General features: G+C 47.3%; 15 protein-coding genes. 11 read left to right on the plus strand and 4 right to left on the minus strand.

The features are described 5' to 3' along the window. Positions 1-143 precede the first annotated feature (143 nt). From DUE52_RS19265 to DUE52_RS19285, 5 genes are all read left to right on the plus strand, one after another. On the plus strand, positions 144-1,298 hold the full coding sequence (locus DUE52_RS19265) for an acyltransferase family protein (protein ID WP_114407675.1): 1,155 nt from the start codon (positions 144-146) through the stop codon (positions 1,296-1,298). A 112-nt stretch (positions 1,299-1,410) separates the two neighbouring features. Next, positions 1,411-1,866 (plus strand): rRNA maturation RNase YbeY, encoded by a 456-nt coding sequence (ybeY, locus tag DUE52_RS19270; protein WP_114407676.1) that lies wholly within the window; start codon positions 1,411-1,413, stop codon positions 1,864-1,866. Between the two features lie 139 nt (positions 1,867-2,005). Then, positions 2,006-2,728 (plus strand): RNA ligase family protein, encoded by a 723-nt coding sequence (locus tag DUE52_RS19275; RefSeq protein WP_114407786.1) that lies wholly within the window; start codon positions 2,006-2,008, stop codon positions 2,726-2,728. Then, the gene (locus DUE52_RS19280; protein ID WP_114407677.1) at positions 2,728-3,837 is read left to right on the plus strand and encodes an AAA family ATPase; all 1,110 of its coding nucleotides are present in this window, start codon (positions 2,728-2,730) and stop codon (positions 3,835-3,837) included. The genes DUE52_RS19275 and DUE52_RS19280 overlap by 1 nt, the downstream gene beginning before the upstream one ends. Positions 3,838-3,911: 74 nt before the next feature. Continuing rightward, positions 3,912-5,387, plus strand: coding sequence for a DUF4301 family protein (locus tag DUE52_RS19285; protein ID WP_114407678.1), 1,476 nt, complete (start codon positions 3,912-3,914; stop codon positions 5,385-5,387). A gap of 97 nt (positions 5,388-5,484) precedes the next feature. Here DUE52_RS19285 and DUE52_RS19290 read toward each other — a convergent pair whose 3' ends face one another. The 3 genes from DUE52_RS19290 to DUE52_RS19300 all read right to left on the minus strand — a co-directional run bounded on the left by DUE52_RS19290 (position 5,485) and on the right by DUE52_RS19300 (position 10,460). Beyond that, positions 5,485-5,949 carry an RrF2 family transcriptional regulator gene (locus DUE52_RS19290; RefSeq protein ID WP_114407679.1) on the minus strand — a complete coding sequence of 155 codons (465 nt, stop codon included), beginning with the start codon at positions 5,947-5,949 and terminating at the stop codon, positions 5,485-5,487. Positions 5,950-6,149: 200 nt separating this feature from the next. Then, a complete protein-coding gene (locus DUE52_RS19295) occupies positions 6,150-7,502 on the minus strand; it encodes a beta-helix domain-containing protein (RefSeq protein ID WP_114407680.1) in 1,353 nt (450 codons plus the stop codon). Positions 7,503-7,652: 150 nt separating this feature from the next. Further along, positions 7,653-10,460 carry a TonB-dependent receptor gene (locus DUE52_RS19300; protein WP_114407681.1) on the minus strand — a complete coding sequence of 936 codons (2,808 nt, stop codon included), beginning with the start codon at positions 10,458-10,460 and terminating at the stop codon, positions 7,653-7,655. A 383-nt stretch (positions 10,461-10,843) separates the two neighbouring features. Here DUE52_RS19300 and DUE52_RS19305 point away from each other — a divergent pair, with 383 nt between their 5' ends. The 6 genes from DUE52_RS19305 (at position 10,844) to DUE52_RS19330 (ending at position 16,048) form a co-directional block, all read left to right on the plus strand. Further along, positions 10,844-13,207, plus strand: coding sequence for a hypothetical protein (locus DUE52_RS19305; protein WP_114407682.1), 2,364 nt, complete (start codon positions 10,844-10,846; stop codon positions 13,205-13,207). Between the two features lie 183 nt (positions 13,208-13,390). After that, positions 13,391-13,792 carry a ribosomal maturation YjgA family protein gene (locus DUE52_RS19310; protein WP_114407683.1) on the plus strand — a complete coding sequence of 134 codons (402 nt, stop codon included), beginning with the start codon at positions 13,391-13,393 and terminating at the stop codon, positions 13,790-13,792. 123 nt (positions 13,793-13,915) lie between these two features. After that, positions 13,916-14,140 carry a hypothetical protein gene (locus tag DUE52_RS19315; RefSeq protein ID WP_114407684.1) on the plus strand — a complete coding sequence of 75 codons (225 nt, stop codon included), beginning with the start codon at positions 13,916-13,918 and terminating at the stop codon, positions 14,138-14,140. Beyond that, positions 14,121-14,534, plus strand: a complete 414-nt coding sequence (locus DUE52_RS19320; RefSeq protein WP_114407685.1) for a putative toxin-antitoxin system toxin component, PIN family — start codon at positions 14,121-14,123, stop codon at positions 14,532-14,534. The genes DUE52_RS19315 and DUE52_RS19320 overlap by 20 nt, the downstream gene beginning before the upstream one ends. A gap of 130 nt (positions 14,535-14,664) precedes the next feature. Beyond that, entirely contained in the window at positions 14,665-15,231 is a 567-nt protein-coding gene (locus tag DUE52_RS19325; protein WP_114407686.1) for a Crp/Fnr family transcriptional regulator, read from the plus strand. Between the two features lie 79 nt (positions 15,232-15,310). Beyond that, positions 15,311-16,048: an SDR family oxidoreductase gene (locus DUE52_RS19330; protein WP_114407687.1), complete on the plus strand. Its 738-nt coding sequence runs from the start codon at positions 15,311-15,313 to the stop codon at positions 16,046-16,048. Positions 16,049-16,126: 78 nt separating this feature from the next. Here DUE52_RS19330 and DUE52_RS19335 read toward each other — a convergent pair whose 3' ends face one another. Next, the gene (locus tag DUE52_RS19335; protein ID WP_114407688.1) at positions 16,127-16,501 is read right to left on the minus strand and encodes a Fur family transcriptional regulator; all 375 of its coding nucleotides are present in this window, start codon (positions 16,499-16,501) and stop codon (positions 16,127-16,129) included. Positions 16,502-16,519: the final 18 nt, after the last annotated feature.

Genomic DNA, 16,519 nt, shown 5'->3' on the forward strand with positions numbered 1-16,519 from the left:
CTTTAAGACGGGGTCGCCCAGACCTTGCAGGTTTCTTTGTATTTTGTTTGATCGAATAGGCGAAATAGCTTCTGATTCTCTTTCTGCGAATCAGTATACCAGCCCCCTTTATCTCCTTTTGACTCAAACGATTCCCTGCCCGTATGGTCTCCGATGTCAATGCCGGTTCTGTGCCCCTTCAGACCCAGGAAGTGGCGGCTGTTAAAGCCAAACGATTGCTCTCCATCGATGCCCTCCGCGGGTTCGATATGCTGCTGATTGCGGGTGGGGGCGCGTTCATCGAACGACTCAATGGAAAAACCGGTTTAGGCTGGGTCGACTGGATGGGCAATCAGTTGACGCATCCGGCCTGGAACGGGTTTACGTTTTACGACTTTATCTTTCCCCTGTTCCTGTTTCTCTCCGGTGTTTCGCTTTCTTTTTCTCTGCAAACAGCCGTAGCCAAAGGCATCGAAAAGCCTGTTTTATACCGAAAGGCGTTTCGCCGGTTTGTCATTCTTTACCTGCTGGGTATTCTCGACAAAAATATTCCGCTGGATGTATTCGATCCGGCGAACATCCGGTACGGGACGGTTTTGGGCCGCATCGGTCTGGCTACGCTGGTTGCCACGGTTTTATTCCTGAACTTTTCCTGGAAACAGCGGCTCTATGCCGTGGCCAGTATTCTGCTGGCTTACTATGCCGCCCTGTTTCTGATCCCGGTTCCAGGCTTCGGCAGTGGCGACCTTTCGTTCGAGGGCAATCTGGTGGGCTGGTTCGACCGGGCGTTTATGCCCGGTCGGTTGCTCCAGAAAACCTACGACGAACTGGCCCTGCTGACGCAGTTTCCGGCGCTTTGTCTGGCGGTTTTGGGAACCGTGGCCGGGGAGCTGCTGCAATCGGATCGATCCGACCGGACGAAGCTAACCTATCTGGTAGCACCCGGCCTGTACAGCATTGGAATCGGCCTGCTCTGGAGCCTGCATTTCCCGATCAACAAGCACTTGTGGACCAGCTCTTTCATTCTGGTTACGGCGGGCATGGGCGCGCTGTTTCTGGCGCTGTTTTACGGCATCATCGACGTGCTGGGCTTCCGGAAATGGTCCTTTTTCTTCAAGGTGATTGGGGTGAATTCGCTGGTGGTTTACCTGGCGTACCGGTTTATCGATTTTAACCACACCGCCAAACTCTTATTTGAAGGATTTTACCGGCATACGCCCGAACCCTTTCACGAATCGCTGAACGCGCTGGGTGCGCTCGCGCTGGTCTGGACGTTTCTGTATATTCTCTACCGAAACAAAATTTTCGTCAAAATATAGCGATAGGAACGCGGATGGAACGGATTAGGCGGATTTTAACGGATTATCGGTGTCAATCGGTTTAATCCGTGCCATCCGCGTTCCCATTCAGAAGGTTGGCTATCTTTGCGGTATGATTCGATTCTTTACGGAAGACGTTAAATTTAATCTTTCCCGGAAAATACCAACCCGGCAGTGGCTCACCAATCTGGCGTTGAAAGAAGGTTTCAGCGTTGGTGAGTTGAATTACATTTTCTGCTCCGACGAGTATCTGCTCCAGGTGAACCGCGAGTATCTGGAACACGATTATTACACCGACATCATCACCTTTGACAATTCAGAAGAAGAAAACCGGCTGGAAGGCGACATTTTCGTCAGCATCGACCGCATCCGCGACAACGCCCGGCAACTAACCATTCCGGAGGAGCAGGAACTCCGCCGGGTGCTGGCGCACGGTTTGCTGCACCTCTGCGGCTACGGCGACAAAACCGACGAAGAAGTGAAACGAATGCGGGAGAAGGAAGAAGAAGGTTTGATAGACTGGAATAACCGTTCGCTCAATCGTGCCTCCGGCCAATCGGACCTTTAAGCAGAAAACCGTATTTTTGAGGGCTTAATTTTAGGCCCCCTACGCAATTGAAGCCATGTAATCGTTCACAGGTCTCCTTTTAATGGATTTGCCCTTGCCACCCGGCAAGGTGCCTGTGTTACCTTTTATCAAAACGAACATGGTATTTTCACAAAAATACGGTCGCACGTATCATTACCCGTTTTCGCCAGGCACGACCAGCGACGACCGCATCAATCAGCACTACGAAGAACATATTGCTCCTATTCCAGCACTGGTTCATACCGAAAAACTCGACGGTGAAAACAATTGCCTGAATCGCTACGGCGTTTTTGCCCGCTCACACGCAGCACCCACACAATCGCCCTGGACAAGGTATCTGCGTGACCGCTGGGAGTTGATTCGCCATGATCTCGGCGATCTGGAAGTGTTTGGCGAGAACCTCTACGCTATTCATTCTATCGAATACCACCAGTTAGAACACCATTTCTACGTCTTTGCCATTCGCGACCGCGACCGCTGGCTTTCGTGGGAAGAAACCCGGTTTTATGCCCAGTTGCTCGATTTCCCGCTAGTACCCGAGTTAGAGGTTGTTCAGGCGCCCTTTCGCCCCGGAGTCATTGAAAAACAAGTGAAAGGCTGGGCCACCCAGAACAGTCGGCTTGGTTCGCACGATGCTCTGACGGGCCAGCCCTGCACAATGGAAGGCATTGTCACCCGCAACACCGATGCCTATACCGCCGATGCATTCGGCCAGAATGTGTTCAAATATGTCCGGGCCGGGCATGTAAAAACGGATGAACACTGGACGCGCAATTGGAAACGGGCTTCATTGCTCCGGGAACGCCCCGCCGATGTTCTACCTCAACCGACGATCCGCTGATGTGGCAGTTAACGACACAAAAGAATTGGGACGAGCTTGAGCGTCAGTTTGGGTTTGTCCGGGATATGCGCGACGTGCCGCAGGACCCGCGTCACCATGCCGAAGGTGATGTAGCGGTTCATACCCGCCTGGTGATCGAACAACTGCAACAGCTTCCCGGCTACCAGCAACTTAATCCGCAGGACCAGGCGGTTTTGTGGACGGCAGCCCTGCTGCATGACGTTGAAAAACGATCGACAACGGTGCTGGAAACCGATGGCAGCATCACCTCACGGGGCCACGCCCGACGGGGTGAGCAAACCACGCGGGAATTGCTGTACCGCAACTTTCCGGCCCCTTTCGAACTTCGGGAGCAGATTGCAAAACTGGTGCGGTATCACGGCCTGCCCTTATGGATCTTTGAAAAACCGGACCCGTTGAAATCGTTATTGCAAACCAGTCTGGAAGTCAACACGCAATGGCTGGCGCTGCTGGCCGAAGCGGATGTCCGGGGGCGAATCTGTACCGATCAGGCTGAATTGTTGGAAAAAGTAGCCTTTTTTCGGGCCTATTGCGAAGAAAATGGGTGCTGGGGAACGCCTTATCCGTTTTCCTCCGGGCGAAACCGGTTCACGTATTTTTACAAGGAAGACGCGTCACCAACCTACGAGCCCTTCGACACCACGGTTTTCGAAGTAGTGCTGTTGGCCGGATTGCCCGGAGCAGGAAAAGATACGTACATCAGCAAACGGCTCGCCGACTGGCCGGTGGTCTGCCTGGATGATTTCCGGCGACAATTCCGCATCGATCCAGCAGACCGCGAAGGAACGGGTTACGTCGTTCAAATGGCCAAAGAGAAAGCGAAAACCCTGTTACGACAACAACAATCGTTTGTTTGGAATGCCACAAATTTGACCCGACAGGTGAGGCAGCAACTGATTGAGTTGTTCGTAACCTATAAAGCGCGCGTCCGGCTGGTCTACCTTGAAGTGCCGTATACCCAGCTAAAGCAACAAAATCAAAACCGCGTTCATGTTGTACCCAATGCCGTTATGGCCCGAATGCTTTCCCGACTTGAAATTCCGGCCTGCTGGGAAGCCCATGAAGTTGTTTATGAAGTTCGTACTTAATGGCTTGATTCAGTACGGCAAATTCCCGTATTTGCCATTCGTACAACAACCGCATCTCTATACCGAATTATTCTATGCAATTTACTGAAATAGATCAGCATCAGATTCTGGCGCAGGGCGCTACGCTCGAGCAGGTTGAAGAACAGATCCAGCATTTTGTCGATAACTTCCCGTATTTGCCCGTCATCAAAGCGGCTACGGTGGGCGACGGTCTGATCCGCGTCGATGAGCAGGCACTGGCCGGCATCGTGGCGGGTTTCGACCAGAAAGCCCCGGCCCTGTCGCTGCTGAAATTTGTGCCGGCATCGGGAGCAGCCACGCGGATGTTCAAGTCGCTGTTTGCCGGGCTGGAAGGCAAAACCGACAAATCGGTGGAGGAATTCTTCGCCCGTCTGTCCGATTTTGCCTTTTATGACGCCTTGAAAGGCGTTTCGGGCGAAGCCAACCACCAGGTTTTGTCGGCTCTGCTCACCGAAGAAGGACTGGATTACGGCAGTTTACCCAAAGGACTGCTGTTGTTTCACCGGTATCCCGAAGGGCCGCGCACACCCGTCGAAGAGCACCTGATCGAAGGGGCGGCATACGCCAATTCGAATGGCCGCGTCCGGATTCACTTCACGGTTTCGCCCGAACACCGCAGCCGGTTTGAAGACCTGATCGAACGCGTTCAGCCGGACTACGAAGCCAAACTGGGCGTTACCTTCGAAATTACATTTTCGGAACAGAAAAAATCGACGGACACGATCTCGGTCAACCCCGACAATACTCCGTTCCGCAACGCCGACGGTTCGCTGCTGTTCCGCCCGGCGGGTCACGGTGCGCTCATCGAAAACCTGAACGACATTGACGCCGACGTAGTGTTCATCAAAAACATCGATAACGTGGTGCCGGATGCCCTGAAAGAGCCAACCATCACCTACAAAAAAGTGCTGGGTGCCATTTTGCTCGACATCCAGCAGCAGATTTTCCGGTTTCAGGAAATCCTGGGCGACGATATGATCAGCGAAGGCTACCTGGCCGAACTCGATGAATTTCTGCGGACGACACTTTGTATCCTCCCGCCCGATGGTTTTGACACCTGGCTGCAGGATGAGAAAGTGGAGTATTTCCGGAAGAAACTCGACCGGCCGCTGCGGGCCTGCGGCATGGTGCAGAACGTGGGCGAACCCGGTGGAGGGCCATTCTGGGCGAAAAACGCCGACGGTTCGGTTTCGCTGCAAATCGTGGAATCGGCGCAGATTGACCTCTCCAATGCCGAGCAGAAGCAGATTTTCGATCAGGCGACGCACTTCAATCCGGTCGATCTGGTGTGTGCGCTGAAAAACCGGGACGGCGAAAAGTATAACCTGCCCGCTTACCGCGATCCGCAAACGGGCTTCAATACCGCAAAATCGAAAGATGGCAAGGAACTGAAAGCGCAGGAATTGCCGGGATTGTGGAATGGCGCGATGGCCGACTGGAACACGGTTTTTGTCGAAGTGCCGCTGATCACGTTTAACCCGGTGAAAACCGTGAATGATCTGCTGCGGAAGGAGCACCAGCCGGCTTAATGAAACTTGCCCCTAAATCCCCTGAAGGGGACTTGGACACCGTAATATCCAGATGCGTAAAGTCCCCTTCAGGGGATTTAGGGGCTTAAACCGTAAACTATTTATTCTCCGTATCGACCAGATTCACCACCACTTCCTGGTGTTCGGCTTCCCGGCGGGCAAACGCCAACAGGGTGGTTTGTTCGTAGACCGCCAGGTTTGCGTCCCGGACGCGCTCCATAATCGGGCGAATGGCACAGGTTACTTCGTCGTTGCAGTCGTCGCAGCGGACGTAAAAATTGAGGGAAACGCAGGGCGTTGGCGCAATCGGGCCGTCGATGACGCGCAGAACCTGGGCCAGATTGACCCGTTCGGGATCGACGCGCAGCAGATAACCGCCCCCTTTGCCTTTCTGGCTTTGCAAAATGCCGTGGTTACGCAACTCGAGTAAAATCGCTTCCAGGAATTTTTTAGGGATGTTCTCTTTCGCCGAAATATACGAAATCAGGATCGGCCCCTTGCCAAATTCTTCGGTAAGAACTTTCAGGGCTTTGATGGCATACTTGGCTTTCTTTGAAATCATTGCGTTACGGGTATGAAACAGTTTCAGGTGTCGGTTTTGGCGCACAACCAGACAAGATATTAACTTATTAGTCTATAGACAAGTTCCTCAATAGATTTGGTAGTGAATGGCGTCCGCACGGTATGGGGTAAAAATAAGAAAAAAGCCGGAGCAAAGCCCCGGCCTTTTCGTGCGACACCAAATATAAAGAATTGAGAGAGTTACTTCAAGGTATAGTCTGTATTCTGCGGATCGAAGTTGGTCCAGGTTTCGGTCCAGTCTGTCGTTCCAAAAGCCCCCATAACCGTGTTGGTTTCGAAGCCCGTTGGCAGCGTTACACCGCCCGTCAGCAAAGGAGAGCCGGTTTGGGGCAGAATACCCGGCTTGCCGGTCAGAACGTTGAAGTTGGCGGGCAATTTCAGATCGGCTTCTTTCGCACCCAGCATGTTTTTGCGATCGGTGGCTTTCAGCATAACCGTATCGCCCGAAACCACCGCTTTGCTGTTCACAATGGCCAAACCACGGTAATCGCTTTTACCGGTTTTGAAGTTATTCTGCGTAGCTTCCTGTTCCAGTTCCAGACCGCCTTTCGGGAATGCACCCACCACCGTCGAGTTGTAGATGCTGATGGCCGAATTCCGGCGAATCCGGAAAGCTGACCGGTATTTGCTGTTTACCGTACCGCTACCCATAAAGACACTGATGTTGGCGAATTTGGCCGACGTCTGTGGCAGATCGGCCGAACCGGTTCCGTCGTTGTCTGATTCAAAACCGTTGGAGTCCGAACAATTACACTGATCGGCAACCGCCGGATCGCGCAGAATCAAACCGTACTGCACATTGCCGCTGAAGCCATAATCCGTATCGAAATCATCGTCCAGGGTCCGGTAAGAAACCAGGTGCTTCGCATTGACCGTTCCGCCAAACCATTCGATGGCGTCGTCACCACTGTAGGAAACCTGTACGTAGTCGATCACCGTGCCGCTACCAACACCGGCCAGCGTCAAACCGTTGATCTCTTTGTCGGTCTGGAACGCAATGCCACCAAACTCGATGCGGACATACCGCAGAATCCCGGAATTGTCGGCAGCATCGCCCGTCGTACCACCCGGCACCACCGATACTTCTTCCCCTTCAATTTTAAAATCCTTCTTGTTGGCGGGGGCTTTTCCCAGGATTACGACACCACCCCAGTCGCCCGCCCGGCGTGAACCGATGGCTTGATTGGATGTAAAAACGATGGGTTTCTCTTTTGTTCCGTCGGCAATGATTTTAGCACCCGGCAGAATAAACAGGCTCCCTTTCGATGCCTGATCGCCTTTGATAACCGTACCCGGTTCGATGGTCAGCGTTACGCCCGGCTGCACATAGACATAACTTTTCAGCAGATACTGGTTTTTGGCCGACCAGGTTGTATTGGCCGTAATATTTCCGCTTACCTCGGTCAGTGTACCCGGCACAGGCACCACACCCAGATCATCATCATCGTCGTCGTCATTGGTACAGGAAACCATCAGACCCAGCGATACGACGCTCAACAGCAAGGCCAGCATCCAGGTTGTTAACTTTTTCATACTTGTTTAAATTGGTTGTGTGTATTGATTGGTTATTGTCTTAAAATTTGCTCCGTTCTGCCCCTAAATCCCCTAAAGGGGACTTTCAAATCCGGATGATTAGGCGTCCAAGTCCCCTTTAGGGGATTTAGGGGCGGAGCGGGCAAAGCATCAGAATTTATAGGTTACCCCCACCGTCGAGTACGAGCCGCGTTTGAAACGCTGGTACACATCATCGCTGTCCGTAATTTTCTTGTCCAGATTGGAATCCTGAATCAGGCGGAACGGCTGGTTCAGCAGATCCTGAATACCGGCCCGGATTTCAAGATGGTCGCCCACTTTTTTGGTGACCGTCAAATCGATCACGTTCCGGGGCATTTCGTAAATCGTCGGCTGCACCGACCGGTCGCCCACCGCAAAAATCCGGCGGCCGATGACGTTGTAGAGCACATTGACCTGCCAGCCCTGTTTCGGGTCGGTGTAATACACCCCGGCATTGACCAGATACGGCGACTGTCCCTGCAACGACCGGTTGTTTTCCTGTCCGACAAAGGAATTGATGACCGAACTTTTGATCAAAGCCGCATTCAGCAAAACCGTCATGTTGTCCAGAAAACCGGAACCGCTCACGCCCCGCAGCGATTTCCGCGCTTCGAGTTCCACCCCCATGCTGTAGGCGTTGTTGGCGTTGTCGACGGTGTAGGAAACCCCGCTGCCCGAATAGTTGATTTTGGCTTCGATCGGGTTGATGAAGTATTTGTAGAAACCGGCGACCGAAATCAGCTCGCCCTCGCCCGGATAAAACTCGTAGCGAACGTCGGCGTTGTGAATTTTGGCAATTTTCAGATTCGGATTTCCGACACGCGACACGTCGTAGTTGAAGTCATAATAGGCAAACTGCGCCAGTTCGCGGAATTCCGGCCGGTTGACGGACATGCTATACGCGACCCGGAACAGCGACTTGTCCGACAGGTTATACGACGCGTTGACCGACGGCAGCGGGCTGAAAATCGGGTTGTCGACCTTGATCGGTTGTACGCCGTTCACGACGCTTTGCAGTTGCTGACGGTTGTATTCGCCCCGGAAACCGACCGTGGCGTTAAACCGGGCCGACAGCGGAAGGTAGGCTCCCACATAACCCGACATCATCAGGTTCTGGGCGTCGTAATGATCCTGCGTGTTTGTGCCTTCGTTGTAATACAATCCTCTGGACGACAGATTGGACGCCTGGAAGAACTGCGATGGCGACTGCGACAGAACCTCGGAACTCACGTTGTTCGGGTTGACAATCCCGAAATACCGCGCCTTGAAAATCCGGTCTTTGTATTCGGAATAGACCCCGGCGCGCAGTTTCAGAATCTGTTTGTCGTCCGTATCGGCGGGGGCGGCTTTTTTGTATTCGTAATCAACGCGGCCCGTGGTGACGTATTCCGTCAGGTTCGAATAAAACCGGGCGGCATTCTGGAACGTCGGGCTGGGTTGTTGCGGAACGTCGATGCGGAACGGTTCGCTGCTGCCTTGCGGACGGCTCGACGTAAACCGGCGGTAATCCGGCTCCTGGCGGTTGGTGTAGCCAAAACCACCCGTCCAGCGCAACCGGCTCTGGCCATTCAGTTCGTGGGTTCCGTTCAACTGACCGGTGTAAATGCTTTTCTGTTCGTAGCGAAACGCGTAGTTGTTCAGCTCCAGGTTGTTGTCGTTATAGCCGTTCCGCAGTGTCGTTTCTTTCGTTCCCAACTGGTTGAACAGGTTCCGGAACTCGATTTTTGTCCGCGGATTCAGAATCAGCGCCCAGTTGGACAGCACGCCCAGGCGGGTGTTTTCGGTCAGCAACTGGTCGTTGTAGGCGTATTGAATATCACTTAAACCGGTGGTGGCGTTGGCGGCAAAATACCGGTATTGCTCGACGTTGGCAAACGTATGCGTGTTGGTATAATTCAGGTTGGTAAACGTGGTCAGTTCCTTGCTGCCCAGGTAAAACCGGCGGCTGAAGCCCAGTTGCGCCCGCAAATCCGGCGAAACCATTTTGTTGTTCAGCGCAAAATACGGCGACAATGATTTAAACTTGTTGATCACCGGCTCCGACGACGCACCGAAAGCGTTGATCCGGCGTTGCGACGGGAAGTTAGACGGCAACCGGCGCGTTCCATCGTCGAAACCGAGAAAGTCGGTTTTGCCACCCTGGTACGAACTGTGATTCTGGAAAGTCGTGTTGGCGCGGTAGGAAGTCGAAATGCCGGCGTAGAAACTGTTGGCGTCCGGGATGGTTTTGGTGTAGATTTTGATGATCCCGCCCCCGAAATCGCCCGGCAGTTCGGCGGCTCCCGATTTGAAGATCAGCATCCGGTCGATGGCCGAACTCGGAATGAGGTCGAATGAGAACGCCTTGATATCCACCTCCGTAGACGGCGTGATGACGTCGTTCAGCATGACGGTGTTGTAGCGTTCGTTCAGCCCGCGAACAATGATGAAGCGGTCGTCCTGAATGGAAACGCCCGGCACCCGGCGGATGACCTGCGACGCATCGCGGTCCTGACTGCGGGAGATCTGCTGCGCTGAAATCCCGACGGCCACCTGCTCGATCTGCTTGATTTCGGTGATGACGGCGACTTCGGTGTTGGTGCCGCGCTGGCCTTTTACGATGACTTCCGCGAGGGTTTTGTTGTCTTCGGCCAGCGCTGAGTTGATCAATGTGGTTTTTCCGGCTTCCACCCGCACGTTATCGATGGTTTTGGTGGCGTAGGAAACGTAGCTAATTTGCAGTTGGTGAACGCCCGCGGGCACTTTGTTAATTTCGAAATTCCCTTCAACGTCGGTGACCGAACCGATAACCGGGTTTGCCCCGACGAGTTGAATGGTGGCGCCGATGATGGCTTCGTTGTTTTTGGCGTCTTTAATCGTCCCTTTGAGGGAGCCGCTCTGGGCAAAGACGGTTAACTGGAGGAAAAGTAAGCTAATTCCGGTTAGAAGAAATTTCATAGTTTGGTGTCGTTATTTGACGACCCAAAGGTAGGGTGGCTATATTACCCCAATGTTACGGGAAGGTTATGGGAGGGTTGTGATTTTTGGGAGCGGGGTGAGAGAAGCTACCCAACTATAATTCCTCCGCTATTTACAGTAAGCAAAAAAATCGTTTAAAACATAAAAAATACGCTTGATCGTTTGTAAGATTTGTTTCATATTGTCGAGCCTATTTTTCAATGCAAAATTCGTATCATGTATTGTAATGACACTATTACCGGTCCTAACTAATTATAAAATAATTACCAGAATATTCTGAATTTGTTGGTTAGTAATAATATATTGCAGTTACGAAAAAAATCTTAATCTATTTATCATCTGCATGAAATTTAAAAAAGCATATGGATATAATTGAAATTTTATTAGACAGTTATACAGATTTTGTTAAATTCGAGAGGCTTGCGACGGAAATAATGCTTCTAGAAGGGTTCGGAACTATTACACCAATCGGAGGGTTAGATGATGAAGGCATTGATGCTGAAATTATAAAGTATTTTAAAGATAAAACTGAAAGGATAATTTTCCAGTTTACCATACAGGAGAATGTAGGGTCAAAAATTACTGATACTATAAAAAAATTGAAAGAAAATAAAATTGATTTTCAGCAATTAATAGTGGTAACTAAAAACGAAGTTAATAATGTACAAAAATACAGAACTGATGCAAGGATAAAGCACACTATTAATTTAGATATTTTTGAAAAAGCAACTTTTATCAAACATATTGGAACCAATAAATCACTCCTAACACGGTATTTTCCAGATGCTAAAGCACAGTTGAATAGTGATTTATTCGAAAGAAAATCCATTTTTTCAAGTTCGTCCAGCGATGCATTAGAAATTTCTCTTCTAAAATGCTCTTTACTATTTACGTTTAATCCAAATGTCGATGGCAAAAGAAAAAGACTTTTTGACCATACAGTTCTTAGTTTAGTCGTTGCAGAACGTAAGCCAATTTCAAAAGTTCAATTAAAAGAACGGTTTAAAAACCATTTTGGAAAAGAAATTGAAATTGGAGAAATTGATGCTACAATTACTCGCCTAAAAAAAGATAATTATATTGAAGTTGAAAATGAAAGTATCTTGCCCACTCAAGCAACGGTGGAAAAAATCGAAGGAAGTTTATCAAAAATCAATTCTTCTACCAAAGCCTTAATTGATGATATTATCACGAAAGTAAAAAAAAATTCGGAAGAAAGAATTGACAAACGTACTGAAGGCATAATCACAAATAATATTAAGCAAACTTTAAGTGCATATTTTCGCCTTTATGGTATTGAATATTCTCAAGAAAAAAAGTTTAAAACATCAAAGGAAAGTTTTAAAGAAAATAATGACTTAATAGCGCTAGCAAAAAAGAGCCTACCTGCTAAGCTTTCTGATTTTGTTATTTATTCAATTGGCGAAACCCTTAATTCTCCCACCGAAAAACAGACAGAAACGTTGGCTAATTGGGCTAAGGCATTTATTGGCGCACAAATAATGGGTGTTGACTTTAAATTATCAAATTTTCAGGCAACACGAATTAGCCAAAAGACATTCATTATTGACACAGATTTCCTTCTGTATTGTATAGTGCAAGATTGTTCACTTAGTTCTATATATCTTAAAACCATAAAAGAACTTCAAAATCTCGGATGTAAAATAGTTATCCCTGAAGAAGTTATTCACGAAAGTATTAAGCATGCAGAATTTTCATATCGGAGTTACAATTATTTTAAAACTTCAATTGATTCAATCGATCCAATAGTCCTTGAAGATAAAATTGGAAACATTTATGTAAAAGGTTATTTCAAAGCTGTAACATCTGGCAAAATTGATTCTTCAGAAATATCTTTTAAAGCATATTTAGAAAATTTCTATGACAAAGAGCGACCTTTTGCTTTTATGAAAGAATTATTGCTAACCATATTTCTCGAAAAAATTGCGATTTCGGGAATTTCAAGCCTTTCCACATCAACCGTGCCAACAGAAGAAATTGAAGAATTAACGACCTATATATATGAAGAAACAATAGGAACAGTTAAAGGTGGATATAGAACTGAAGAAGAGAATCGAGAAGTAGCTAAAACTGATGCTAAACTTTTCTTAGCAACTTACTATCTAAATAGTAAAATTGAAAAATCAGATGAAATCTTATCAGGGTCTCATTATCTTATTACATCTTCAACAAGAACCCTGCGATGTGCAAGTAAAATGGGATTTTCTGCAAACGTAATTTCGAAGCCCAGTACTATTATTAATTTGTTAGAAAAAATTGGGCAGTTTAGGCCAACATCCAACGAAATTGTTGATTTATTTGAAAATCCATATTTAATTGATGCTGTTAACAACTCTTGGAATGATATAAAAGCTCTAGTTGATGCTGGAGTTTCGCTTAAAGGAAAAAATATTATTCGTTTGAAATGGGACTTAGATGCGGAAATTAAGGCATTTATAGCAACCCAAAATATTAGCAGTGAATTTGAAACAGATTCGGAAAAAGAAAAAACAACAGAATATATTTCTTTTTTAAGAAATCTAAAGTCTAAAGGTTATACATTAATGCCTGAAGTAGAATTATTAGAGGCTAAAATAAGCGAACTTGAAGCGGAAGTAACGACAACTCAAGAGCATCAAGAAAAACTACAGAGTGAGATTGACAAGTTTGGAATAAGAAGGAAAAAATATCTTGAAAGAATAAAAAAAGGCAACAAGAATAAATAAATTTCGCCCAATATAAAGATTTTTTGCAATTGGGGAATAAGTACAATCATCGGCAGTAAATATGCTCGCCTTGGTCGATATCTTCATCGACCACATTCTAAAACCAAATTTCTGGTCGGCGCAGCCACCGACCAGAAAAAAGACGTAAAACCCTAAAAAAACCTATCCAACCCCTCGAATACCTTGCTAACCTTCCGCCCTCCCTACTTCATCATCACCCTACTCCTCTTCATCACCGAAGTCCTAATTGCCTTATTTCTCCATGATGAAATCATTCGCCCGTACGTGGGGGATTTCCTGGTGGTTATTCTGATCTATTGTTTTTTACGCTCCTTCCTAAATATAGCGGTTTTGCCGACGGCCCTTTTTGTTTTGGTATTTTCCTATACGCTTGAAGTGCTGCAATATTTCAACCTGGTTGAAATGCTGGGGCTTCATGAGTATAAGCTGGCCAGAATCGTGATTGGCACCTCGTTTGAATGGATTGATTTATTGGCGTATACGCTCGGCGTTCTTTTCGTTGTATCCCTTGAAAAGACAAAAACCGCCTGTCGGTGGAATCGGAGCGGAAGTAAAATATCCTGAGTTGCTTCCGGATGCGGTTTTTCACGGGCCACGTTCTGAAACCAAATTTCCGGCTGGTCAGGACACCGATCGGGGACATGGAAAGCACGATGCAATCCGGCCAGAAATTACTATATTTGAACTATGACAACCTATCAGATTGACATTCTGAACCCCAAAGCGACTAAGCTACTGCAAGACCTTGCAGATCTGGACTTGATTGCGATTCGACAAACAACAGAAGACGGTTTTCTGAAAGTCGTCAATCGTCTACGGGCAAAAGCGGCTGACAATCCGCCGTCTTTGGAAGACATCACTAAAGAAGTTGAATTGGTAAGGTCCAAGCGCTATGCCAAAAAGAAAGCATAGAGTTATTATTGACACAAACCTTTGGATTAGCTTTTTGCTGACCAAAAACTTCTCCAAACTGGACAACGTTTTTGCTGACCAGACACTTACCTTACTTTTCAGCCAGGAGCTTCTGGACGAATTCATCGAAGTAGCAAGGCGGCCAAAGTTCAAACGGTATTTTTCCCTCGCGGATCTGCAAGCTCTAGTAGAACAAATTAGTCTTCGGGCAGAATTTGTAACCGTCACCAGCGAGATAACTATTTGTCGCGACCCGAAAGACAATTTTCTGTTAGCATTAGCTACTGACGCGAAGGCTTCTCATTTGATTACCGGCGACAAGGATTTGCTTGACCTTCAACAGTTTGAAAATACCGCTATCATGACAATCGCAACGTACTTGTCCGGTAAGTAATCCTACTAAACCAGGTAGCCATCCTTTAGCTTCACCCGAAGAGAAATCCAATATTTGTCACACACCATCTGGCCGACACTATTTAACAAATGGTAAATCACAGCCAAAAGCTTTTGCTTAGATTGCGCCAATGAAAGAATTAATAGACTATATCTTGAAATTCGGCAACCTGAATAAGCAACAGATTGACCTGATTACCAGCAAAGTAACCGAAATAAGACTTCGTAAAGATGCGTACTTTTCAGAAGCAGGGAAAATACCCCGGCAAGTCGGTTTCGTTGTGGAGGGTGTTGTTCGTGGCTGTTATTACAACAACAAAGGCGAAGAGATTACACGTTGCTTCATTGCCGAAAATAATTTAGTGGTCGATTACGTCAATTTTGAAGCCAATACAGCTTCTGCCGAATACTTACAAGCCTGCACCGATTGCAACCTCATTGTGTTTTCAAAACAAGACTGGGAAGAGCTTTCTCATACCATTGTTGGGTGGGACAATATCAAAAACAAAATGGTGCAACTGTGTATGTACCAGAAATCCAGAAAAAACCCTGTCATTTCGCAAGATGCTACGACACGTTATTTGGAATTTTTAAAAAACTATCCCACACTGACTAACCGGGTTGCCCTCTCTCATATAGCCTCTTATTTAGGTGTTACGCAACAATCATTGAGCCGAATAAGAAAAAATCTTCACTAAAATTACTTTTTACCATTTGGTAAAACAGCTCATTTTTAATCGCGCAACCTTTGCTTCATAATTTTAATACAGAAGCAAAATGAAAAGAGCATTCATTACGGGAGCCAACAAAGGCATTGGCCTGGAAACAGCAAAGCAACTACTAAAAAAAGGATTTTACGTTTACCTTGGAAGCCGTGATAAACAACGGGGAATAGAGGCCGTTGAAAAACTGAAAGCCGAAAACTTAACGAACGTTGAAGCCATTCAGATTGATGTAACGGATGAGAATTCGGTAAAAAATGCCCGAATAGAAATCGGCAAGAAATCATCTGTCCTGGACGTTTTGATTAACAATGCCGGTATAAATGGCGGAGCACCCTATACCGCGCTTGAATCAAGTACAGCGCAATTTTTATCTACCTTTCATACCAATGTATTTGGCGTAGCAAGCGTTACACAGGCATTCATTGATTTATTACGTCAATCACCTGAGCCAAGAATTGTGAATGTGAGCACAAGTGTTGGCTCACTTACCTTACAAAGCGACCCGAATTGGTTGGGTTACGACTTTGCAAAATATGCGGTTTATGGTTCTTCAAAAGCGGCATTGAATATGTTTACCGTTCATTTGGCTTACGAACTTCGAGACACCGCATTCAAAGTAAATGCAGTTTGTCCTGGTTACACAAAAACTGATTTTACTAACCACAACGGTGGCGAAGTTGAAGCAGCCGGAAAACGTATTGTGAAGTACGCCTTGTTAGACAAAGACGGTGTAACAGGCAAATTTATTAGTGAAGAAACGAATCCAACAACGGGCGAAATTCCCTGGTAACAAATTCCGCAATTCTTTTTCGCCAATGCCAAAAGCATTGGCTTTTTTGCATTTTATCCACTGACAAAAAATAGCCCTTTAAACACAATCCTCACAAACGCCAATAAGGACACAATTCATTCGTTGCACCTTGTATTTTGGGGGAACTGAAAATTCCACAAGTGCCGGAAGACATTGAATAGTTTCACATTTTGTACAACGAAAATGAAAATGGTTGTCGGGAATCGTATTCTCCTCACACTTTACACAAACGGCAAAATACTGTTTTCCATCATCTGCAACGATCTTATGAACGATTTCATCTTCACAAAAGCGGTTTAGTATTCGGTAAACAGTGGCTCTGTCAACGTCCAGTTCCAATTTCTTGACAATAGCATCCTGGCTCATTGCCTTTTTGGCACTTGTCAAAACAGACAGTACTGCTTCTTTCGATAGGGTGTTTCTTCTTTTCAATGCATTGCAAACTTAACA

The sequence above is a fragment of the Larkinella punicea genome, from assembly GCF_003334855.1.
GTDB lineage: Bacteria > Bacteroidota > Bacteroidia > Cytophagales > Spirosomataceae > Larkinella > Larkinella punicea.